Origin of the sequence: Methylophaga sp. OBS4 (genome assembly GCF_026319305.1) — a bacterium.
In the GTDB taxonomy this organism is placed as follows: Bacteria; Pseudomonadota; Gammaproteobacteria; order Nitrosococcales; family Methylophagaceae; genus Methylophaga.
Genome location: NZ_JAPDMV010000013.1, coordinates 18510 through 40473, shown reverse-complemented (window position 1 = coordinate 40473; position 21964 = coordinate 18510). Strand labels below are relative to the sequence as shown.

Sequence of the window (21964 nt, the reverse complement as noted above, 5' to 3'; positions counted from 1 at the left end):
ACCTGTTATTTTCGCAAATCACTGGCTAAAAATCTGCTTTTTACTGAAAATGTTCTGATGACACAGATTCATACTGATGATTTCGTAGTTGAGATTATTCGCAGCAAACGTCGAAAAACACTGGCACTGGCAGTACGGGATGCGACGGTCACGATACGCATGCCCGACAAGTTACCGTTGCACCATGCCGAAGACTTTATTGCCCTCAAAACGAACTGGATAAAACAAAAGCTTGCGCGACATCCGCCGGTCAGCCGCCGAAAATTTGAAACCGGCGAAAGCTTTCCGTTTCTGGGGCAATCACTGACTTTGCAGATTTCGACAGCACAACTGCAAAACCAGGTTATCGCTGATAGCCACGCCTTAATTATCGAAACCAAGCTTGCTGCGCCGAGCCAAAAACAACTGCTCAATCTGTTGACTCTTTGGTATCAACAGCAGGCCGAATCCTATCTATCCATCCGTTGCCGGCAACTAGCCGGACAAACCGGACTTCAGCCAGGCTTGATACAGGTCAAAAACTATAAGGCCCGCTGGGGCAGTTGCAGGCTTAACGGCGATATCCAGCTGAACTGGAAACTGATCATGGCCCCGGCGGAGATCATTGACTATGTGATCATTCATGAGCTCTGCCACCTGAAACAGCATAATCATTCACCGGCTTTCTGGCAGTTGGTCGAACTTTTTGATCCGGACTTCAAAGCCCATAGATTATGGTTGAAAGACAATGGACAACAACTCAAGCTATTACAGACTTGAGCCGTTTGCGCTGTAGTGATTTTTGCGTCAGCGCAAACGGCTCGACTTGAAAATTTTCACGTTTAGATTATTATGTGCAGCTTGAATTGAATAAGGAACGCTGCAACAGGACTCGCGCCTGCTAGGCTTATTCAATTTTAATACTCTGTATATTCTAACGGCGTTCATTATTAATCAGGTAACTGATAGTAATGAGCGTTGCATCCGACTTATCGAATAGCCCAACTATCATTACCTTAGTCTCATGTAATGAGGAAGCTGGCTATGAGCAGTAACTATCTTTTCACTTCTGAATCCGTATCAGAAGGTCACCCGGATAAAGTCGCAGATCAGATCTCGGATGCCATTCTGGATGAAATCCTGCGCCAGGACCCCAAAGCCCGGGTCGCCTGCGAAACCATGATCAAAACCGGCGCCGCCATTATCGCCGGTGAAATCACCACCTCGGCCTGGGTCGATCTCGATGACGTGGTGCGCAAAACCATTACCGATATCGGCTATAACAATTCAGACGTAGGCTTTGATGGTCAGACCTGCGCAGTCATGTCATTAATCGGCAAACAGTCCTCCGACATCGCCATGGGTGTTGACCGTGATTCGGAAGAAAACCAGGGCGCGGGCGACCAGGGCCTGATGTTTGGTTACGCCAGCAACGAAACCGATGTATTGATGCCCGCCCCGATCACTTATGCCCACCGGCTGGTCAAACGCCAGTCCCATATCCGCAACACCGGCGAATTGAGCTGGTTGCGGCCGGATGCCAAAAGCCAGGTGACTTTTGCATACAAAGATGGCAAACCGGTAGGCATTGATGCGGTCGTGTTATCGACACAGCACAGCCCCGACATCAATCAGGCCGACCTGCGGGAAGCGGTGATGGAACATATCATCAAGCCGGTATTGCCTGCCGAATGGATCACATCCAAAACCAAGATTCATATCAACCCGACCGGCCAGTTTATTATCGGTGGTCCCGTTGGCGACTGCGGCCTGACCGGACGCAAGATCATCGTCGATACCTACGGCGGCATGGCTCGTCATGGTGGTGGTGCATTCTCCGGCAAGGATCCATCAAAAGTCGATCGCAGCGCCGCTTATGCTGCCCGTTATGTTGCCAAAAACATTGTCGCTGCCGGCCTCGCTGACCGCTGTGAAATCCAGGTCTCCTATGCCATCGGTGTTGCCGAACCGACATCGATCAGTATCGAAACCTTCGGCACCGGCAAAATTTCACAGGACAAACTGGAAATGTTGGTACGCGAACATTTCGACCTGCGTCCGGTCGGATTGATTAAAATGCTGGATCTGATTCGACCAATCTATCGGCAGACCGCTGCCTACGGCCACTTCGGCCATGAACACCCGGACTTTAGCTGGGAACGTACCGATATGGCCGATGTGCTACGTGATGCTGCCGGACTGAGTTAATTTAAGGAATCAACATGCAATCTCCTATTGAAAACCTGACACCCGACTACAAAGTCGCCGATATTTCACTGGCTGACTGGGGCCATAAAGAAATTAAAATCGCCGAAAGCGAAATGCCCGGCCTGATGGCGTTGCGTGACGAATACGCCGGCAAGAAACCACTGGCCGGAGCGCGCATCGCCGGTTGCCTGCATATGACGATTCAAACGGCCGTATTGATTGAAACGTTAATCGAATTGGGTGCCGAAGTACGCTGGTCATCCTGTAATATCTTCTCTACCCAGGATCATGCCGCCGCCGCTATCGCTGATAACGGCACACCGGTATTTGCCTGGAAAGGCGAAACTGACGAAGAATTCTGGTGGTGTATCGAACAGACTATTTTCGGCCCCGGCAACTGGCGTCCCAACATGATTCTGGATGACGGCGGTGATCTGACCCAGATCATGCACGAAAAATATCCGGAATTGCTGAAAGACGTTAAAGGCCTGTCTGAAGAAACCACCACCGGCGTGCACCGTCTTTACGAAATGATGAAAGACGGTTCATTACTGGTGCCGGCGATCAACGTCAACGACTCGGTTACCAAGTCCAAGTTTGACAATCTATACGGCTGCCGCGAATCGCTGCTGGACGGCATCAAACGTGCGACCGACGTGATGGTCGCCGGTAAAATCTGCGTGGTGCTGGGTTATGGCGATGTTGGTAAAGGCTGTGCCCAGGCATTTCGCGGCATGGGGGCCAGCGTTTTGGTGACTGAAATCGATCCTATCTGCGCCTTGCAGGCCAGTATGGAAGGTTACCGTATTGTCACCATGGACGAAGCCGCCGCCATCGCCGATATTTTTGTCACCGCCACCGGCAATATCGACGTTATCACTCACGATCATATGATGGCGATGAAAAACGAAGCTATCGTCTGCAATATCGGCCATTTCGACTCGGAAATTGATGTGGCATCACTACGTCAATACCAATGGGAAAACATCAAACCGCAGGTCGATCACGTTATCTTCCCTGACGGCAAACGCATCATCCTGCTCGCCGAAGGTCGTCTGGTCAACCTGGGTTGTGCCACCGGTCACCCAAGTTTTGTCATGTCAGCCTCGTTCACCAATCAGGTAATGGCGCAAATCGAACTGTGGGAAAACAGTGACACCTACGAAAACAAAGTCTACTTATTACCGAAAAAACTGGATGAGAAAGTGGCACAACTGCATCTCGGCCGTATTGGCGCCAGACTGACCGAACTGACCGAAGAACAAGCCGCTTACTTAAATCTCGACAAACAAGGGCCATTCAAGCCCGATTATTACCGCTATTAAGGTAAAATGGGCTGGCTTCCACCAGCCCTTTTTGAGTAACCGATTATCATGTCCAATAAACTGACACTCAGTTGTGAATTTTTCCCGCCTAAAACCGAAAAAGGTATGGCTAATCTGCGCCGAGTCCGGGGAGAGCTGGCTCCACTTCAATCCGAATTTTATTCGGTTACCTTTGGCGCCGGTGGCTCCACCCAGGAAAACACACTGGAAGCCGTCATTGACATTCAGCAATCACAGTCTGAAACCGGTATAGATGCCGCACCACATCTGTCCTGTGTAGGCTCGACCGCTGAGCGTTTGCGACAGATTCTGGATACTTATCAACAGCACAATATCCGCCGGGTTGTTGCCCTCAGGGGCGATTTACCCTCCGGCATGCGCGATCCCGGCGATTTTCGTTATGCCAGCGAACTGGTCGAGTTCATTCGTGCAGAGACCGGTGATTTTTTCACTATTGAGGTTGCAGCATACCCGGAAATCCATCCTCAGGCCCCCACAGCCGAAACCGATCTGGATAATTTCAAGCGTAAAGTCGATGCCGGCGCTGACAGTGCTATTACCCAGTATTTCTACAATATCGATGCCTATCGTTTTTTCCTCGATCGCTGTGAGCAAAAAGGAATCGATATTCCGATTACGCCGGGCATCATGCCGATTAATAACTTCGTCCAATTGGCGCGCTTTTCCGCCAGCTGCGGTGCAGAAATTCCTCGCTGGCTGCGCAAACGGCTGGAAGAGTTTTACGACGATACCGAGTCAATGCAGGCTTTCACCCTGGATTTTCTGACTAATTTCACTCAACAGCTAATCGATTGTGATGCGCCGGGATTACATTTTTACACCATGAACCGCACCCAGCCGACTTTGACCATTTGTGAGCGCCTGGGGCTGATTGCTGGCTGAAGACATGAACTCTGATACGAGCATTTCCAAGTATCACGGGTATACATCATCGCTGCGGCCCTAAACAATGAATTATTTTGCTGATTCTTTAATAGCCGCTTTAGCGCTTATCAGCAGTCTGGATGCTGATATTTACCAAATCGTGTTCACTTCTGTCGCCATTTCACTGACGGCATCAGCTCTTGCGGCCTTTCTCGCGGTGCCGGCCGGGGTGGCGATGGCGCTTAACCAGTTCACCGGCAAGCGCTTGCTGCAACATATTCTCAATACACTGATGGCCATGCCTACGGTGGTCATCGGCTTATTGCTCTACGGCATGTTCAGTCGTCTGGGGCCACTCGGCGACTGGGGGTTGCTGTACACGCCGGCTGCCATGATTATCGCCCAGGCGATTCTGATCTTTCCCATCATGATGAACCTCACTATTACGGCGGTAAATGCCGCCGATCCACGGCTGGTGCCCACTTTACGCAGTTTGGGGGCCAGAATGGTGCCTATGACGATTCAGGTGATCCGTACCACACGGCTGGCTATTCTGGCGGCAATCATTATCGGCTTTGGCCGCGCTATCGGCGAAGTAGGCGCTGCCATGATGCTCGGCGGTAACATCGAAGGTTACACTCGGACCATGACTACAGCCATTGCTTTGGAAACCAGCAAGGGGGAGTTTGAATTAGGATTGGCTTTGGGCATTATTTTGTTGCTGATTGCCTTTATCCTTAACTTTGTCCTGTCAATGCTCAACAGGCCGGCATCATGAAACAAGCCTATCAGCTATCTCAAATCAAGGTGCGTTACGGCAATACTGAAGCGCTGAACATTGAGGCGCTGAGCCTGGCAACAGGTAAGTGCACTGCGCTGCTCGGCGAAAACGGGGCAGGCAAATCCACTTTGATGAACCTGCTGGCTTTTGTGCAACAGCCCGACGAAGGCCAGATTACCTTGTTCGGTGAATCTACAGCGGCAGGCCTGACAACACAGCAACGGCGGCGGATCGGCCTGGTCACTCAGCAGCCTTACCTGCTGGGCGGTTCTGTGGCTGACAATATCCGGCTGGCTTTAAAGTTACAGGGCGTGCCAAAAGCAGATTACGACCAGCTGGTCTCACAGGCGCTGGAAACCGTCAATCTGACCAGACTGGCACAGCAGAATGCCGCTACGCTGTCGGGCGGCGAACTCAAACGCGCGGCGATAGCGCGCGCTATCGCCTACCAGCCCGATATTTTGCTGCTGGACGAACCTTTCTCACACCTTGATCAGCGCCATATTCATCAGCTGGAAATCAGGATCCGCAACTTTGCCCAACAGCCCGGCAAGACCGTCATCTTTTCCAGCCATGACAGACTGCAGGCGCTGGCGATCGCCGATACATCCATCAACCTGGTTGCAGGTCGGGTGACTTCCACCCCTTTGCTGAATTTATTTCACGGCCACTACCGCGATGGCATGTTTCAAACCGGGCATATTGACATTCATGTCGCAGAAAATAATCCGGAGGCACGACATATAGCCATTGATCCCAGTGAAATCATTATCTCTGATCAACCGCTAGATCATTCCAGCATGCTCAACAAATTTCAGGGCCGGTTGATACAAATCGCCGAAGAAGCTGGCCATATTCGCCTGTTGATTGACTGTGGTGAACGTTTCCATGCCATCATCACACCGACCTCTCTGCGCAAGCTGTCTCTGCATCTGAGCGATACGGTATGGGTCAATTTCAAAGCCAGCGCGGTAACGTTGTTTTAGGGACTGAAACCTGTTGGTAATCTCATGATAATCGCGATGGCAAGGCCTTTTTCACAGAGCAAGAGGCGGTGCGCGCCGTTTGAACACGCCAGATCAGGGCCCAAACAACACGGCCATACGGAAAAAGTCTCTTGAATCACAGATAATTTTCACCTGTTCCTGTAGGCAATGGCATAAGACTTGCGGTACCATAACCACATGGTCGCAACATCGCATAAAGAACCTTAGTGAAACCCTCATTACAGCTACGTGTAGGTCAAAGCCTGTCGATGACACCTCAGTTGCAGCAAGCAATACGCTTATTGCAGCTTTCATCGCTTGAGCTACAGGCTGAGATCCAGGAAGCACTGGAAACCAACCCATTGCTCGAAGTGGAAGAAGACTTCGATTACGACGAAAACAACGCACAAAGAACTGACGACGATCAGGCCAGTCGCGATATCAGTCAGCTGGAAAATCAGGACATTCCCGAAGATCTGCCCGTCGATACCAAATGGGAAGACATGTATGACAATCAACAGGTCTCCGCCAGCGGTAATTCAATGGTCATGGACTCGGATCTGGAACGTGAAAATCAGGATGACAGCGGTGATTCACTGCAGCAGCATCTGCTCTGGCAAATGCGCCTCACTCACTTTACCGAAACTGAAGAAGCCATCGCCGCCACAATTATTGATTCTGTTGAAGATGATGGCTACCTGAAAACCACACTGGAAGAGATTCAACTCAGTCTCGGTGAGGAATTTGCCGATGTTGAACTGGATGAAATTGAGACCGTTCTGCATCGTATTCAGCATTTCGACCCGGTCGGCGTCGCTGCCCGCGATTTGCGTGAATGCCTGCTGATTCAGCTACGCGTTTATGAAGCATCAGGGCTGCCACATATCGATTTACTCAGAGAACTGATAGACAAACACCTCGACACGCTGGCGAAACGTGACTACGCCCAAATCAAAAGGGCATTAAAAGTAACAGATGAAGAGCTCACGGATCTGGTACGTTCAATACAACTGCTTAATCCGCGTCCCGGCAGTCAGATCCAGACCGATAGCACCGAATATATCGTGCCGGATGTTTATGTACGTAAACTCAACGGCAAATGGCTGCTGTCGTTGAATCCGGATAACGCACCGCGCATTCAAATCGCCGAGCATTATGCCCAGCTGATTAACCGTGCCGACAACAGTACAGAAAACACCTATCTGAAAAACAACCTTCAAGAAGCCCGCTGGTTTCTGAAAAGCCTGCAAAGCCGCAATGAAACCCTGCTCAAAGTCACTGAAGCGATTATTGAGCGACAGAAAGACTTTCTCGACCATGGTGAAGAAGCGATGCGGCCACTGGTACTGGCAGATATTGCCGAAGCCGTGGAAATGCACGAATCCACTATCTCACGCGTGACCACCCGCAAATATCTGCATACACCTCGTGGTATTTTTGAGTTGAAATATTTCTTTTCCAGCCACGTCAGTACTGAAAGTGGCGGTGAATGCTCAGCTACCGCCATTCGCGCTATCATCAAAAAACTGGTCGCCGCAGAAAACCCGCGCAAACCATTGAGCGACAGCAAAATTGCTGACATTCTTGGAGACCAGGGCATTAACGTCGCACGCAGAACAATTGCAAAGTATCGTGAAACGTTGGCGATTCCGCCATCGAATGAGCGAAAACGGCTGGTCTAGCACCAGTTCCCACTACCCAAAGGAGTCCAAACATGCAATTAAATTTAAGCGGACAACACATCGAAATTACTGACAGCCTCAGGGATCATGTCAATAAAAAATTCGAGAAACTGACTCGCCATTTCGACAATATGACCAATGTTCACGTGGTGCTGTCTGTTGAAAAACTGCGCCAGAAGGCCGAGGCGACCGTCCATGTCAGTCGCGCAGACCTGTTCGCATCTGATGAACACGAAAACATGTACACCGCCATTGAAAACTTGGTGGCTAAACTGGATCGTCAAATCATCAAACATAAAGACAAAATCACCAATCATCATCAAGCGGTTGGTGCCGATATGAAAAATAACGCAAACTAAGCAAACGGGACTATCTATGCTTATTGCCGCGCTTCTGGTCAATGCTGACAGCATTAGTTTTCATGATTCGGCGTCCAGCAAAAAAAAGGTGTTGGAAAACCTGAGCCAAAAACTCGCTGCCAACACGACCGCGACAACAGCAGAGACAATCTTCCAGGTACTGCTCGAGCGCGAACGCCTCGGCAGTACCGGACTGGGTAAGGGCGTGGCGATTCCCCACGCCCGAATCCCGGGTATCCCTCATACCGTGGCAGCCATGCTCACCATGGAAACACCGGTAGAGTTCGAGTCTCTCGACAACCAGCCGATTGATATCGCCTTTGGTTTGCTGGTTCCGGAAGATGATAACACTCATCATCTTGAACATCTGTCACGGCTGGTGACCTTGTTTCGCGATGCTGATATCTGTCAGAAAATCCGCTCGGCCAACAGCGCCGAAGAAATATTCGAATTACTGCTCGCTATCGACGATTAAATCATGTCCTTTTCCCGGCAAACACAGTCCCGTCACGGTGTTATGGTCTGTATCGACGGCAAAGGTGTGTTAATCAGCGGCAAAGCCGGTATCGGTAAAAGCAGTCTGGCTCTTGAATTGATTTGTCAGGGACATCAGCTGGTGGCTGACGATGTGGTAGAACTGTCAGTGGAAAATAGCCGGTTGATAGCAGCATGTCCGGACATGCTGAAAGGCCTGTTACACAGTCGTGAACTGGGCTTGATAGATGTCAACAACGTACTCGGAAAACAGGTATGGCAAACTCGCTGTCAGCTTGATCTGCTGCTTGAACTGACTGAGGTACCTGTTACAAACCACGCCCTCACAGCCAATATCAGCAGCAGCCGGATATTAGGACACCCTGTTCCCTTACTTTATCTGTCAATTCATAATCCGGCGACTCTGGCCAATCGGCTGCAAACCTGGCTCAAAATGCATGCTCAACAGCTTGATGGTGAAGCCGAAATAAAGCGCCGTCAGCAGCAATTGATGCAACAATAATACCGAAACAAATTTGATTACACCCGGGATATCCATTACATTCAAAGCCGTCATATGGCTGACGCTGGCCTTATTCTTTCATTGAGCGTCGGCTGTTTTTACAGAGAGCAGAGATGACCGTAGGCATTTTACTCGTATCACACAACAATATTGGCACTGAGCTAATCAATACAGCCAAACAGATGCTGTCTTGTTGTCCATTGCCAACAAAAGTCTTGTCTATCGAGGCCATGGACAGTCCAGAGGCCATCCGCGCCATGCTGGATGAAGATCTGAAAGGACTGGATCAAGGTCACGGCATTCTGATCCTGACCGATATGTTCGGCTCAACGCCCAGCAATATTGCCTGTGCCGTATCGGATCGTGAAGATATCAGAGTGGTATCGGGTCTGAACCTGCCCATGTTGATCAGAGTGCTGAATTATCCGGCACTTGATTTGGATGAACTCGAACATAAAGCCATCAGCGGCGGCCAGGAAGGCGTCGTACGCTGCCATCATTCAGGGTATACCAGAACATGATGGAGCAAACCTACACCATAATTAATAAATTAGGCCTGCATGCACGTGCGGCAGCCAAATTTGTTACCACGGCCTCCGCTTTTGATGCCGATATAAAAGTGTCACGTGATGGCCGGACGGTAAATGGCAAGAGTATTATGGGTATGATGATGCTGGCCGCAGCCAAAGGCTCTCAAATTACCGTAAATGCCATCGGCAACGAGGCCGATGAAGCTTTACAAGCTATAGAACGCTTGATTAATGATTATTTCGGAGAAGGCGAATGACACTTGAATTGCAGGGTATCGGTGTCTCCCGAGGCATTGCCATCGGTCGGGCACATATCCTCTTTCACAACCAGCCTGATGTTCGCGAATACCTGATCCCGGCTTTTGCCATCGAACAGGAAGTCGAACGTTTGCTGGATGCAATCGACTTGGCCAAACAGCAACTCAAAGCCATCCGTAATCATATTCCGGCCAACGCCCCTACCGACGTTACATCGTTTATCGACACCCATCTGTTGATGCTCAATGACTCGTCATTGAGCAAAATTCCGGTCGACATGATCCGCCAGCGCCGCTGTAATGCCGAGTGGGCGTTGCAATTACAGCGTGATGCCTTGATCAATGTGTTCAACGAGATGGATGATCCTTATCTGCGCACACGGCGTGATGATGTGGATCATGTGGTGAATCGTATTCACCGCATTCTGACCGATCAGGAAGTCGCTGAGCATGAAATTCCCGATGGTCGTCTCAAAGGCCATGTCATTATCGCTGAAGATCTGACCCCGGCAGACACGGTATTGATGCAGCATCAGGGTATCGCTGCTTTTGTCACCGAGCACGGGGGCGCGACCTCACATACCACGATCCTTGCCCGTAGCCTGGGGATACCGGCTATCGTCGGTGTCGAATCGGTGCGGCGTTATATTCAGGACAACGAACCGCTGATCGTGGATGGCGAAACCGGCATTCTGATTGCCGGCGCTGACGAACAAACTCACGATGAATATGAAAGAAAGCTGGTTGCTTTCCGTGAACATATTTCATCACTGGGCCGCTATAAATCACAACCGACCAAAACACGTGACGGCAAATCCATCACCCTGCTCGCGAACGCCGAACTGCCGGATGATATCACCACGATTACCAGTGCCGGTGCCCAGGGTATTGGCCTGTACCGGACCGAATTTCTCTACATGAACCGGCTCGCCCCCCCTGAAGAGGAAGAGCAGCTGGCGGCCTACCGTGACGTGGTCGAAGGCATGAACAATCAACCGGTCACGATTCGTACTTTTGATCTGGGCGCCGATAAAACCGTCGATGGTGGCCGTCATCTAAGCCAGGCGGTTGTCACCAATCCGGCTCTGGGGTTGCGGGCTATCAGACTGTGCCTGAATCAGCCCAATATGTTCCGTACCCAGCTGCGCGCCATTCTGCGGGCATCGGCCTTCGGCAAAATCAAAATCATGTTCCCGATGATTTCCACCATGCACGAACTTATGCAGGCACGGAACCTGCTGGAACACTGCAAACATGAGCTGGACAAGGAAAACCTGGAATATGATCGGCATATTGAAATAGGCGCCATGATTGAAATTCCTGCCAGTGCCGTCTGTGCTGAAATGTTTGCACGCCATGTTGATTTTCTCTCCATCGGTACCAACGACCTGATTCAGTACACTTTGGCTATCGACCGTCTCGATGATCAAGTGAACTATCTCTACGATCCGCTTCATCCTGCCGTCTTACGCCTGATCAACATGACTTTACAAGCTGGCAAAAAACACAATATCGAGGTATCGATGTGTGGTGAAATGGCCGGCGATCCGCGTTACACCCGCCTGTTACTGGCTTTGGGCTTGGAAAACTTCAGTATGCATCCCAATGCCTTGCTGGAAATCAAACAGGTGATCAATGAAACCAATCTGAGTCAATTGCCGGTCAACACACTGGAAATCATGGATTCCACCGATCCGCTGGAGGTCGACATGCTTCTGGAGCAAATCAACGGCCCTGATCACTGATATACCCGTGATACCTGGAAATGCACGATCAGCGGGACAAGAAGCTGCCCTATTCACGGCATAACATCGCCGGAATAGCTATTCTCTTGCAAGATGTTATGGCAAGGAAGAAGACAGCTTATCGTCTCGCCCTGTAAGAGCCCATGTAAACAGCCAACATGGCGTTACAGCCTTTGCCTAGGGAAAGTCCATTCGCTGCAGGCTGTGCCTCGTTCTGACTGTTTGCCTAGACTCTGATACACGCATTTCCAGATATCGCGGGTATAGCTGCAAGATTTGCGCTATTCAGCGGAGGGCAAGCAGGCTAAAATAGCGCCCCGAAAGCCAAGCTTCCGAAAAACGCCGCCGTTGAGACCAGGATATGTCAGAGCTGGACCAAGATCACGCCCTCAATCATTCTATTGCTACACTCGCCGATGCCCTGCAAAGCGGCCGCTTTGTCAGAATGCGGCGCTTGTTGGCGGGGCTGCATCCGGCGGAAACAGCTCACCTGCTGGAATCTTTACCCCCCAACGAACGTAAAATCTGCTGGCCGCTGATCAACCCCGATCTACGCGGTGAAGTACTGTCTTATATCGGTGAGGAAGTCCGTACCGATCTGATGACGGACATGGACACGGCCGATCTGATCAACGCCACCGAAGATCTGGATGCGGACGACGTCGCCGATATTCTGCAGGATTTGCCGGATCATATCGTGCACGAAGTACTGCGTGCCATGGATATCCAGCACCGTCGCCGGGTAGAAGCGGTACTCGCATTCGAAGAAGATACCGCCGGTGGCCTGATGAACACCGACGTAACCACCGTACGCACCGATATTACCCTTGAGGTGGTGTTGCGTTATCTGCGTATGCTCGGTGAGCTGCCGGAAAATACCGACAGCTTGTATGTCGTCGATCACGATGATCATTACCTCGGTACCTTACGTCTGTCACAGGTTGTCAGCCGCAGCCGTTCGCTGCTGGTCAGTGAGGTGATGTCGCATCAGGTCGAACCGATTCCGGCGAATATGTCCGACCGCGATGTTGCACGTCGCTTTGAAAAACACGATCTGATATCGGCTCCGGTCATCGATAAAGACCAACGCCTGCTCGGTCGTATTACTATCGATGACGTGGTCGACGTTATCCGTGATGAAGCCGAGCATTCCATGCTGAGCATGGCCGGTCTGGGCGAAGATGAAGACACCTTTGCACCAGTCATGCGTAGTATCCATCGCCGCTCGGTCTGGCTCGGGGTTAACCTCATCACCGCTTTTCTAGCGTCCTGGGTCATCGGCCTGTTTGATACCACGATTCAAAAACAGGTCGCATTGGCTGTTTTGATGCCGATTGTCGCCAGCATGGGCGGCATTGCCGGTAGCCAGACTTTAACGTTGGTTATTCGTTCGATGGCGCTGGGCCAGCTTAGTGACAAAAACCAGCGCTGGCTGTTACGCAAAGAGTTGGCAGTAGGTGCCAGCAATGGCGTGATCTGGGCCATTGCCATCGCGGTTGTAACCGTGATCTGGTTTAATGATGTGTCTCTGGGAATGCTGATTGGCACCGCCATCATTATTAACCTGATAGCCGCGGCATTGGCAGGTGTCACCATTCCGCTGGCTTTAAAGCGGGTTGGCATTGACCCTGCTTTATCGGGCAGTGTGTTGTTGACCACGGTCACCGATGTGGTCGGATTCATGGCCTTTCTCGGATTTGCTAAGCTGTTTATTGTTTAATTCATTTTTAACCGGAAATTACAGACCATGTCAGGCAATAGTTTTGGAAAACTTTTCACCGTCACGACTTTTGGTGAAAGTCACGGCCCCGCGCTGGGTTGCATCGTTGACGGCTGTCCTCCCGGTCTGGAATTGAGCGAAGCCGATCTGCAACATGATTTGGATCGGCGCAAACCCGGTAAAACACGCTTTGAAACACAGCGCCGCGAAGCTGATCAGGTCAGAATTCTGTCCGGCGTATTTGAGGGCAAAACCACCGGCACCCCTATCGGCATGCTGATCGAGAACACCGATCAACGCTCCAAGGATTACGGCAATATCATGCATCAGTTCCGCCCGGCCCATGCGGACTACACCTATCATCAGAAATACGGCTTCCGCGATTATCGTGGCGGCGGACGCTCGTCTGCGCGTGAAACCGCGATGCGGGTTGCTGCCGGAGGCATTGCCAAGAAGTATCTGCGCCAGCGCTACGGCATTGAAATTCAGGGTTATCTGGCACAGCTCGGTCCGGTCAAAACAGAAAAATTCGACTGGGCCCATCTGGAAAGCAGTGCCTTCTTCTGCCCTGACCCGGACAAAGAACAGCAGCTCGAAGATTACATGAAGGCATTAAAAGGCGACTCAATCGGTGCCCGGGTTAATGTTATCGCCCGCAATGTGCCTCCCGGTCTGGGCGAACCGATTTTCGATCGCCTCGATGCCGAAATTGCTCATGCGATGATGAGCATCAATGCAGTGAAAGGCGTGGAAATCGGCGCCGGTTTTGATTCAGTGACCCAGAAAGGCACTGAACATCGCGATGAAATAACCCCGCAAGGTTTTCTCAGCAACAACGCAGGCGGCATTCTCGGGGGCATTTCCAGCGGTCAGGATATTCTGGTCAGCATGGCATTGAAACCCACCTCCAGCCTGAGCATTCCTGGCCGCAGCATCAATACGCACGGTGAACCGGTTGAAGTGGTAACCAAAGGCCGTCATGATCCCTGCGTCGGCATTCGCGCCACCCCGATTGCCGAAGCCATGCTGGCTTTGGTGCTGATGGATCATGCGCTGAGACATCGCGCCCAGAATATGGATGTGACAACGGATACGCCTATTATCCCGGCGCAAGCCTAAGTTTTAGTTGCGTGCCTTTATCCCAACTCCCTTACTGGCGTTTATCCGGTTTTTATTTTTTCTACTTTGCCTGCCTGGGCGTTCTGGTTCCCTACTGGAGCCTCTACCTGCAATGGGAAGGCTTCTCAGCCGGCCAAATCGGCGAATTAACAGCAATATTGCTGGCTTCACGTATTATCGCACCCAATATCTGGGGCTGGATAGCCGATCATAAAGGTCATCGCATGCGCATTGTGCGCTTTGCCAGTTTTGCTGCCACGATGACTTTTGCTGCGATATTTTTCAATCAGAGCTATCTGTGGGTTGCCGGCACCCTGCTGCTATTCAGCTTTTTCTGGAATGCCTCCCTGCCGCAGTTTGAAGTCACCACCTTGCAGCATCTCGGTGATCACAGCCACCACTATAGCAAGGTCCGCCTCTGGGGTTCGGTGGGTTTTATCATCATCGTAATGGTGCTGGGCTGGTTGCTGGAAATATTTGATCCCATCATTGTGCCGGTGGCGCTGTTACTCAGCACGGTGGGGATCTGGCTGGTGAGCCTGATGGTACCGGAATCCGCCTCACATCACCTCAGCCTGGGGCATGTATCATTAAAATCGCTGTTAAAACGTCCCGCCGTGATTGCCTTTCTAGTGATTTGTTTTCTGACCCAGGCCAGTCACGGGCCTTATTACACCTTCTACACCATCTATCTGGAGCAGCACGGTTATAGCCGCGGGTTGATTGGTCAATTATGGGCGCTGGGCGTGTTCGCCGAAGTCATTATTTTTCTGTTCATGCATCGCTGGTTGCCAAAATTTGGGCTGCGCTATGTGTTGCTGGCCAGTTTATTGTTCAGTGGTCTGCGCTGGTTGCTCATCGCCCTGTTTCCGCAAAACCTGCCGATTCTGACTTTTGCGCAGCTGTTACATGCTGCCAGCTACGGCACTTATCACGCTGCAGCCATTGCCTGGGTACATCGCCACTTTACCGGTAGCACCCAAGGCCGCGGACAAGCCTTGTACAGCAGCGTCAGCTTTGGTGCCGGTGGTGCGCTGGGCAGTCTGGTAAGCGGTTATTTATGGCTAACGCCGGGACCGATGTGGACCTACCTTCTCGCTGCCTTTGCCAGTGTGATCGCTTTTGCCGTGGGGCTCATCTGGTTGAAGGAAGATGATCGCCATTTAGCGAATGCAGGCTAAAAACCTCAATTTATCTGCTTTTTACACTTCCCATCCCTCCTGACAGTACTTATAATGATGGGCTGATAATTCAACGAAACTCAGATAGCAGACATATCCGTTGTGTCTGACCAGGTGGTATATGCATTTCTCGATAAAGAAAGGGCTGGACCTGCCCATCTCGGGTAAGCCCGAACAAACTATCTCCGATGCTAACAGTGTCAGTTCGGTAGCGGTATTGGGTAATGAATATGTGGGGATGAAACCCACCATGCTGGTAGAAGAAGGCCAGCAGGTCAAACTGGGGCAGGTTTTGTTCACCGACAAAAAAAATCCCGGCATTCAATTCACCTCCCCGGGTGCAGGTACCGTCAAAACGATTAACCGCGGCCCTAAACGAGTTTTGCAATCAGTCATCATCGAACTGGAAGGTGATGAAGAAATTACCTTCAAAGATTATTCCGTTGATGCGTTGAATACGCTGGAAGCTGACACAATCAAACAGAACCTGGTTGATTCCGGCCTGTGGCTTGCCTTCCGTACCCGCCCTTACAGCCGTTCTCCGGCGATTGATTCCTCACCCCACACCATCTTTGTCACCGCCATCGATACCAACCCTCTGGCAGCGGATCCCAGTGTGATCATCAAAGAATACGCTGACGATTTCAAACATGGTCTGACAATTATCAGCCACTTGAGCGCAGGCAAGGTTTTTGTCTGTCAGGCACCGGATATAGCCCTGCCCGTTAGTCATCGCGATAATATTGAAGTACGCACCTTCTCCGGGCCACATCCTGCCGGACTTGCCGGCACCCATATTCATCTGCTGGATCCGGTCAGTGCCAATAAAACCGTCTGGACCATCAATTATCAGGATGTGATTGCTATCGGTAAACTGTTTACCACTGGCCGCTTATGGGTGGAACGTATTATCTCACTGGCTGGTCCTTTGGTTAACAAACCGCGGCTGGTTCGCACCCGGCTGGGTGCCAGCACCGAAGATCTGGTACGTAACGAAGTAGAAAATGTTTCTTCACGGGTCATTTCAGGTTCAGTGTTGCATGGTCACACGGCCAATAACTGGGCAGCCTATCTGGGCCGTTTCCACAATCAGATCTCGGTGATTGCAGAAGGCACCGAACGGGAATTGCTGGGCTGGATTCGCCCCGGCGGCAAGAACAAATTCTCGGCTTTGAACGTATTTATCTCCAGCCTGTTTCCGAAGAAAGAACTGGCTTTGACCACCTCGCAAAACGGCAGCCCACGGGCGATGGTGCCGGTCGGTGTATTTGAGCGGGTCATGCCGCTGGATATTCTGCCCACCCAATTACTGCGTTCATTACTGGTCAAGGACACTGACACTGCTCAGGCACTGGGTTGTCTGGAACTGGATGAAGAAGATCTGTCGCTGTGTTCCTTCGTTTGCTCCGGCAAATATGATTATGGCCCGGCACTCCGCACCACCCTTACACAAATTGAAAGAGAAGGATAATCATGGCGCGTTTAAGACGTTTCCTTGATCGGATTGAACCGCAATTTCAGAAAGGCGGTCCTTACGAGAAGTATTTCGCCCTCTATGAAATGGTAGACACCTTCATCTATACCCCCGCTGATGTAACCCGGGGTTCGCCGCATGTACGTGACGCCATCGATCTGAAACGGGTGATGAGTTACGTAGTTGTCGCCACCTTCCCGGTATTGTTGCTGATGCTGTGGAATACCGGCTTACAGGCGAACACTGCTATGGAACAGTTGGGCATGACGACCGTTGAAGGCTGGCGTGGCTGGCTGATGGCGACTTTAGGGATCGGTTTTGATCCTGACAGTATGATTGCCAATATGTTACACGGGCTGCTTTATTTTCTGCCCATGTATATCACCACACTGGTAGCCGGCGGCATTTTCGAAGTCATCTTTGCTGCGGTGCGTAACCATGAAGTCAATGAAGGCTTTCTGGTCAGTTCCATGCTTTACACCTTGACCCTGCCCCCCTCAACGCCATTATGGATGGTGGCTCTCGGCATCATCTTCGGTGTGGTGATAGGTAAAGAAGTGTTTGGCGGCACCGGTAAAAACTTCCTTAACCCGGCGTTGACCGGCCGTGCTTTCCTCTACTTTGCCTACCCGGCAGCGATGTCCGGCGATGCAATCTGGACTGCGGTAGATGGTTATACCGGTGCAACGCCGCTGGCTCTGGCTGCTTCAGGCGGCGTCGAAGCGATCAAAGAAGCCGGTTATACCTGGTCACAGACTTTCTTCGGCATAATGCCGGGTTCCTTGGGTGAAACCTCAACGTTGGCGATTATGATAGGCGCTGCGTTCCTTATATACACCCGGGTGGCCAATTTCCGGATTATTTTCGGGGTATTGTTCGGCATGATTTTCACTACTTTGCTGTTCAACCTGATTGGCAGTGATACCAACCCGATGTTTGCCATGCCCTGGTACTGGCATTTGACGATTGGCGGCATTGCTTTTGGTATGGTGTTTATGGCGACCGATCCCGTGTCGGCGGCGATGACCGATAAAGGCCGCTGGATTTACGGTTTTCTGATTGGCTTTATGGCGGTACTGATTCGGGTGATCAACCCGGCCTTTCCGGAAGGCATCATGCTTGCCATCCTGTTCGGCAATATTTTTGCACCACTCATCGACTACTTTGTGGTGCAGGCCAACGTTAAACGAAGATTAAAGCGAAGTTAATCACATGGCAGAGACTACTCCACCTAGAGGATTTCTCGGTAAGCTCATGAGCTTGCCCAATGATAATCCGAAGAAAACCCTGTTCATCGCCATTCTGTTGTGTCTGGTCTGTTCAATTCTGGTATCCACTGCCGCCGTGTCGTTAAAACCGATGCAGCAAAGCAATAAGAAAAACGATATCAAAAAGAATATTCTGGCTGTCAGTGGCCTGTCTGATGAAGCAGGAAGTCTTGATGAGCTGTTCAGTCAGTTTGAAGTCCGCCTTGTCGATCTGGATGCCGGACAATATGCGGTATCCGATATTGATCCGGTCAGTTACGACCAGCGTAAAGCAGCCTCCGATCCGAAAATGAACGTCAAACTGAGTGGCAAAGAGGATATTGCCGGTATCGGCAGCCGCGCCAAACTGGTGCCGGTTTATCTGCTCAAGGAAGGTGACACCATCAAACAGGTTGTGTTGCCGCTGCATGGCTACGGTCTGTGGTCGACCCTGTATGGCTTCATGTCGCTGGAAGGTGACTTTAATACCATCCGCGGCCTGCGTTTCTATGAACATGCCGAAACACCCGGCCTCGGCGGTGAGGTTGATAATCCGAAATGGCGTCAGCAATGGCAGGGTAAAAAAGTCTTCGATGAAAACGGCAATACGGAAATCCGGGTGATTCGCGGTCATGTCGGTCCCGGCACCAAAGACGCCGAACATAAAGTCGACGGTTTGTCAGGTGCGACCCTAACCAGCACCGGTGTCACCAATCTGGTCCAATACTGGCTGGGTGACCACGGCTTTGGTCCTTATTTGAAAAACATGCGTTCCGAATTGGGGAAATAGCAGATGGCTAGTCAAGCAAAATCCAATGTTATCGATCCGTTAATCGATAACAATCCAATTACGCTGCAAGTGCTGGGAATCTGCTCGGCATTGGCGGTCACCACCAATATGACGTCGGCACTGATTATGTGTATCGCGCTGACCACGGTTACAGCGTTTTCCGGCGCTTGCATCAGTGCGATTCGTAAACATATTCCGGGCAGTATCCGGATCATTGTGCAAATGACCATTATCGCCTCACTGGTTATTATCGTTGATCAGATTTTGAAGGCCTATGCCTATGAAGCCAGCAAACAGCTGTCCGTGTTCGTGGGGCTGATCATCACCAACTGTATCGTGCTGGGGCGTGCCGAAGCCTATGCGATGAAAAACCCGCCACTGCTGAGCTTCCTTGATGGTATTGGTAACGGATTGGGTTATAGCCTGATTCTAATGGCCGTCGCCTTCTGCCGTGAACTGATCGGCGCCGGCAAGCTGTTCGGCCATCAGGTGATTCCGGTTGCCAACGAAGGCGGCTGGTATATGCCTAACGGACTGATGCTGTTGCCGCCGAGTGCCTTTTTTGTGATCGGCCTGATGATCTGGGCAATCCGCAGCTGGAAAAAAGAACAAGTGGAAGCGCCGGATTACCAAATCCACCAGGTTCACCGTACGGAGGTACTGTAAATGGAACATTACCTCAGTCTCTTTATCCGTTCGATTTTTGTCGAGAACTTGGCTTTGGCCTTCTTCCTGGGCATGTGTACCTTTCTGGCGGTATCGAAGAAAATTGAAACCGCTTTGGGCCTGGGTATCGCCGTTATTCTGGTACAGGTGATTACGGTGCCAGCGAATAACCTTATCTATCAGTTCCTGTTAAAAGACGGAGCGTTGGCCTGGGCCGGTCTGCCTGAGGTCGATTTGAGCTTTCTGGGTTTAATCAGCTACATCGGTGTGATTGCAGCGATGGTACAGATTCTGGAAATGGCGATGGATAAATATGTGCCCTCCCTCTATAACGCACTGGGAATCTTCCTGCCGTTGATTACCGTCAACTGTGCCATCCTCGGTGGTACATTGTTTATGGTTGAACGTGACTACAACCTGGCTGAAAGTGCCGTTTATGGTATCGGCAGCGGTCTGGGGTGGGCAATGGCAATCACGGCTATTGCCGGTATAAGAGAAAAACTCAAATATTCTGATGTGCCTGACGGCTTGCAGGGTCTTGGTATCACCTTTATTACCGCAGGTTTGATGGCACTCGGATTCATGGCATTTTCTGGGATACAACTGTAATGGAAATCGTACTCGGTATCGTACTGTTTACCCTCATCATCATGGCCCTGGTATTTGTAATACTGGCTGCCCGCTCCAGACTGGTTTCGACCGGTGATGTACAGATCATCATCAACAATGAAAAAACCATCCATACCCCAGCCGGCGGTAAGCTGCTGGGAGCGCTGGCAGAAGCCAATCTGTTTGTTTCATCAGCCTGTGGCGGTGGTGGTACCTGTGGACAGTGCAAAGTCAAAATCTTTGAAGGCGGCGGGTCGATTCTGCCGACTGAAGAGTCACTCATCACCAAACGCGAAGCAGGTGAAGGTGATCGCCTTTCCTGTCAGGTCGCGGTCAAGCAGAACATGAAAATTGAAGTGCCGGAAGAAGTATTCGGCGTCAAGAAATGGGAATGCACGGTCCGCTCTAACGAAAACGTCGCGACTTTTATCAAGGAGCTGGTGCTGGAGTTGCCTGAAGGCGAAGCCGTTGATTTTCGCGCCGGTGGTTTTATTCAGATCGAATGTCCGCCCCACACGGTGGAATACAAAAACTTCATTATTGAAGACGAATATCGCTCGGACTGGGATCGCTACGACATGTGGCGCTACAAATCAGTGGTCAAGGAGGATGTCGTACGGGCTTACTCTATGGCCAACTACCCGGAAGAAGAAGGCATTATCATGCTCAATGTACGCATTGCCTCACCTCCGCCCGGTGATGATGATATTCCCCCGGGCCAGATGTCTTCTTACATCTTTAACCTGAAACCGGGCGATAAAGTCACCATCTCCGGTCCCTTCGGTGAGTTCTTTGCCAAAAATACCGACAAGGAAATGGTCTTCATCGGCGGTGGCGCCGGTATGGCACCGATGCGTTCGCATATCTTCGATCAACTGCGCCGCCTGCACAGCAAACGCAAGATCAGTTTCTGGTATGGTGCCCGCAGCCTGCGTGAAATGTTCTACAGCGAAGACTTCGATGAACTGGCAGCTGAAAACGACAATTTCATTTGGCATGTGGCGTTGTCCGACCCGCTTCCCGAAGATAACTGGGAAGGTTACACTGGATTCATACACAATGTGTTGTATGAAAACTATCTGAAAGATCATCCGGCACCGGAAGACTGCGAATTCTATATGTGCGGTCCGCCAATGATGAACGCAGCGGTTATCAGCCTGCTGGAAGATCTGGGGGTCGAGCGTGATAATATCTTCCTCGACGATTTCGGGGGCTAAATGACGACTTTTATCGCCACTTTCATCATTCTGCTTATCGCAGTGCTGGCCATGGCTTTGGGTATTCTAATGGGACGCCCGGCAATCAAGGGTAGCTGTGGCGGTCTCAATCAAGTCGGCTTGGGTGGAAGTTGCGGCGGGGCTTGCTCCAGTCAAGAACGAGAAGAATGCACCCAACGTAAAGTACAACAATAATAACGCGTCTGA

General features: G+C 51.0%; 23 protein-coding genes and 1 riboswitch. All 23 genes read left to right on the top strand.

Annotated elements, in window-relative coordinates; genetic code table 11:
- Positions 1-57: 57 nt before the first annotated feature.
- The 23 genes from OMP95_RS05635 to nqrM all read left to right on the top strand — a co-directional run bounded on the left by OMP95_RS05635 (position 58) and on the right by nqrM (position 21952).
- Complete coding sequence (locus OMP95_RS05635) at positions 58-759, top strand: M48 family metallopeptidase (RefSeq protein WP_266326835.1); 702 nt, start codon at positions 58-60, stop codon at positions 757-759.
- Positions 760-845: 86 nt separating this feature from the next.
- Positions 846-932: riboswitch (S-adenosyl-L-homocysteine riboswitch) on the top strand.
- Positions 933-1023: 91 nt separating this feature from the next.
- Positions 1024-2187, top strand: a complete 1164-nt coding sequence (gene metK, locus OMP95_RS05630; protein WP_266326833.1) for a methionine adenosyltransferase — start codon at positions 1024-1026, stop codon at positions 2185-2187.
- A 14-nt stretch (positions 2188-2201) separates the two neighbouring features.
- A complete protein-coding gene (gene ahcY / locus OMP95_RS05625; RefSeq protein ID WP_266326831.1) occupies positions 2202-3512 on the top strand; it encodes an adenosylhomocysteinase in 1311 nt (436 codons plus the stop codon).
- 48 nt (positions 3513-3560) lie between these two features.
- The gene (gene metF / locus OMP95_RS05620) at positions 3561-4415 is read left to right on the top strand and encodes a methylenetetrahydrofolate reductase [NAD(P)H] (RefSeq protein ID WP_266326829.1); all 855 of its coding nucleotides are present in this window, start codon (positions 3561-3563) and stop codon (positions 4413-4415) included.
- A gap of 67 nt (positions 4416-4482) precedes the next feature.
- A complete protein-coding gene (locus OMP95_RS05615; protein WP_266326826.1) occupies positions 4483-5175 on the top strand; it encodes an ABC transporter permease in 693 nt (230 codons plus the stop codon).
- Positions 5172-6164: an ATP-binding cassette domain-containing protein gene (locus OMP95_RS05610; RefSeq protein WP_266326824.1), complete on the top strand. Its 993-nt coding sequence runs from the start codon at positions 5172-5174 to the stop codon at positions 6162-6164. Before OMP95_RS05615 ends, OMP95_RS05610 begins: the two co-directional genes overlap by 4 nt.
- 227 nt (positions 6165-6391) lie before the next feature.
- The gene (locus tag OMP95_RS05605) at positions 6392-7846 is read left to right on the top strand and encodes an RNA polymerase factor sigma-54 (protein ID WP_266326822.1); all 1455 of its coding nucleotides are present in this window, start codon (positions 6392-6394) and stop codon (positions 7844-7846) included.
- 32 nt (positions 7847-7878) lie between these two features.
- Entirely contained in the window at positions 7879-8205 is a 327-nt protein-coding gene (gene hpf / locus OMP95_RS05600) for a ribosome hibernation-promoting factor, HPF/YfiA family (protein WP_266326820.1), read from the top strand.
- A gap of 16 nt (positions 8206-8221) precedes the next feature.
- The gene (locus OMP95_RS05595; RefSeq protein ID WP_266326819.1) at positions 8222-8680 is read left to right on the top strand and encodes a PTS sugar transporter subunit IIA; all 459 of its coding nucleotides are present in this window, start codon (positions 8222-8224) and stop codon (positions 8678-8680) included.
- A 3-nt stretch (positions 8681-8683) separates the two neighbouring features.
- Positions 8684-9202, top strand: coding sequence for an HPr kinase/phosphorylase (locus OMP95_RS05590; RefSeq protein WP_266326817.1), 519 nt, complete (start codon positions 8684-8686; stop codon positions 9200-9202).
- Positions 9203-9315: 113 nt separating this feature from the next.
- Positions 9316-9723, top strand: a complete 408-nt coding sequence (locus OMP95_RS05585) for a PTS sugar transporter subunit IIA (RefSeq protein ID WP_266326815.1) — start codon at positions 9316-9318, stop codon at positions 9721-9723.
- Positions 9720-9989 carry an HPr family phosphocarrier protein gene (locus OMP95_RS05580; protein ID WP_266326813.1) on the top strand — a complete coding sequence of 90 codons (270 nt, stop codon included), beginning with the start codon at positions 9720-9722 and terminating at the stop codon, positions 9987-9989. The genes OMP95_RS05585 and OMP95_RS05580 overlap by 4 nt, the downstream gene beginning before the upstream one ends.
- The gene (gene ptsP, locus OMP95_RS05575; protein ID WP_266326811.1) at positions 9986-11734 is read left to right on the top strand and encodes a phosphoenolpyruvate--protein phosphotransferase; all 1749 of its coding nucleotides are present in this window, start codon (positions 9986-9988) and stop codon (positions 11732-11734) included. Before OMP95_RS05580 ends, ptsP begins: the two co-directional genes overlap by 4 nt.
- A 361-nt stretch (positions 11735-12095) precedes the next feature.
- The gene (mgtE, locus tag OMP95_RS05570) at positions 12096-13454 is read left to right on the top strand and encodes a magnesium transporter (protein WP_266326809.1); all 1359 of its coding nucleotides are present in this window, start codon (positions 12096-12098) and stop codon (positions 13452-13454) included.
- Positions 13455-13481: 27 nt separating this feature from the next.
- Positions 13482-14573 (top strand): chorismate synthase, encoded by a 1092-nt coding sequence (gene aroC, locus OMP95_RS05565; RefSeq protein WP_266326807.1) that lies wholly within the window; start codon positions 13482-13484, stop codon positions 14571-14573.
- A gap of 11 nt (positions 14574-14584) precedes the next feature.
- Positions 14585-15754, top strand: a complete 1170-nt coding sequence (locus OMP95_RS05560) for an MFS transporter (RefSeq protein ID WP_266326805.1) — start codon at positions 14585-14587, stop codon at positions 15752-15754.
- A gap of 121 nt (positions 15755-15875) precedes the next feature.
- Positions 15876-17225, top strand: coding sequence for a Na(+)-translocating NADH-quinone reductase subunit A (locus OMP95_RS05555; RefSeq protein ID WP_266326803.1), 1350 nt, complete (start codon positions 15876-15878; stop codon positions 17223-17225).
- 2 nt (positions 17226-17227) lie between these two features.
- Entirely contained in the window at positions 17228-18436 is a 1209-nt protein-coding gene (locus OMP95_RS05550) for an NADH:ubiquinone reductase (Na(+)-transporting) subunit B (RefSeq protein WP_266326801.1), read from the top strand.
- Between the two features lie 4 nt (positions 18437-18440).
- Positions 18441-19265, top strand: coding sequence for a Na(+)-translocating NADH-quinone reductase subunit C (locus OMP95_RS05545; protein WP_266326799.1), 825 nt, complete (start codon positions 18441-18443; stop codon positions 19263-19265).
- Between the two features lie 3 nt (positions 19266-19268).
- A complete protein-coding gene (locus tag OMP95_RS05540) occupies positions 19269-19931 on the top strand; it encodes an NADH:ubiquinone reductase (Na(+)-transporting) subunit D (protein WP_266326797.1) in 663 nt (220 codons plus the stop codon).
- Positions 19932-20540 (top strand): NADH:ubiquinone reductase (Na(+)-transporting) subunit E, encoded by a 609-nt coding sequence (gene nqrE, locus OMP95_RS05535; protein WP_266326795.1) that lies wholly within the window; start codon positions 19932-19934, stop codon positions 20538-20540.
- Positions 20540-21757, top strand: a complete 1218-nt coding sequence (gene nqrF / locus OMP95_RS05530; RefSeq protein ID WP_266326793.1) for an NADH:ubiquinone reductase (Na(+)-transporting) subunit F — start codon at positions 20540-20542, stop codon at positions 21755-21757. The genes nqrE and nqrF overlap by 1 nt, the downstream gene beginning before the upstream one ends.
- On the top strand, positions 21758-21952 hold the full coding sequence (nqrM, locus tag OMP95_RS05525; protein ID WP_266326791.1) for a (Na+)-NQR maturation NqrM: 195 nt from the start codon (positions 21758-21760) through the stop codon (positions 21950-21952).
- The last annotated feature ends 12 nt before the right edge of the window (positions 21953-21964 follow it).

What these genes read in the sequence shown, in the direction of transcription:
- OMP95_RS05635 (WP_266326835.1), top strand. Translation starts at nt 58, where the DNA reads ATGACACAGATTCATACTGATGATTTCGTAGTTGAGATTATTCGCAGC.
- metK (WP_266326833.1), top strand. Translation starts at nt 1,024, where the DNA reads ATGAGCAGTAACTATCTTTTCACTTCTGAATCCGTATCAGAAGGTCAC.
- ahcY (WP_266326831.1), top strand. Translation starts at nt 2,202, where the DNA reads ATGCAATCTCCTATTGAAAACCTGACACCCGACTACAAAGTCGCCGAT.
- metF (WP_266326829.1), top strand. Translation starts at nt 3,561, where the DNA reads ATGTCCAATAAACTGACACTCAGTTGTGAATTTTTCCCGCCTAAAACC.
- OMP95_RS05615 (WP_266326826.1), top strand. Translation starts at nt 4,483, where the DNA reads ATGAATTATTTTGCTGATTCTTTAATAGCCGCTTTAGCGCTTATCAGC.
- OMP95_RS05610 (WP_266326824.1), top strand. Translation starts at nt 5,172, where the DNA reads ATGAAACAAGCCTATCAGCTATCTCAAATCAAGGTGCGTTACGGCAAT.
- hpf (WP_266326820.1), top strand. Translation starts at nt 7,879, where the DNA reads ATGCAATTAAATTTAAGCGGACAACACATCGAAATTACTGACAGCCTC.
- OMP95_RS05595 (WP_266326819.1), top strand. Translation starts at nt 8,222, where the DNA reads ATGCTTATTGCCGCGCTTCTGGTCAATGCTGACAGCATTAGTTTTCAT.
- OMP95_RS05590 (WP_266326817.1), top strand. Translation starts at nt 8,684, where the DNA reads ATGTCCTTTTCCCGGCAAACACAGTCCCGTCACGGTGTTATGGTCTGT.
- OMP95_RS05585 (WP_266326815.1), top strand. Translation starts at nt 9,316, where the DNA reads ATGACCGTAGGCATTTTACTCGTATCACACAACAATATTGGCACTGAG.
- OMP95_RS05580 (WP_266326813.1), top strand. Translation starts at nt 9,720, where the DNA reads ATGATGGAGCAAACCTACACCATAATTAATAAATTAGGCCTGCATGCA.
- ptsP (WP_266326811.1), top strand. Translation starts at nt 9,986, where the DNA reads ATGACACTTGAATTGCAGGGTATCGGTGTCTCCCGAGGCATTGCCATC.
- mgtE (WP_266326809.1), top strand. Translation starts at nt 12,096, where the DNA reads ATGTCAGAGCTGGACCAAGATCACGCCCTCAATCATTCTATTGCTACA.
- aroC (WP_266326807.1), top strand. Translation starts at nt 13,482, where the DNA reads ATGTCAGGCAATAGTTTTGGAAAACTTTTCACCGTCACGACTTTTGGT.
- OMP95_RS05555 (WP_266326803.1), top strand. Translation starts at nt 15,876, where the DNA reads ATGCATTTCTCGATAAAGAAAGGGCTGGACCTGCCCATCTCGGGTAAG.
- OMP95_RS05550 (WP_266326801.1), top strand. Translation starts at nt 17,228, where the DNA reads ATGGCGCGTTTAAGACGTTTCCTTGATCGGATTGAACCGCAATTTCAG.
- OMP95_RS05545 (WP_266326799.1), top strand. Translation starts at nt 18,441, where the DNA reads ATGGCAGAGACTACTCCACCTAGAGGATTTCTCGGTAAGCTCATGAGC.
- OMP95_RS05540 (WP_266326797.1), top strand. Translation starts at nt 19,269, where the DNA reads ATGGCTAGTCAAGCAAAATCCAATGTTATCGATCCGTTAATCGATAAC.
- nqrE (WP_266326795.1), top strand. Translation starts at nt 19,932, where the DNA reads ATGGAACATTACCTCAGTCTCTTTATCCGTTCGATTTTTGTCGAGAAC.
- nqrF (WP_266326793.1), top strand. Translation starts at nt 20,540, where the DNA reads ATGGAAATCGTACTCGGTATCGTACTGTTTACCCTCATCATCATGGCC.
- nqrM (WP_266326791.1), top strand. Translation starts at nt 21,758, where the DNA reads ATGACGACTTTTATCGCCACTTTCATCATTCTGCTTATCGCAGTGCTG.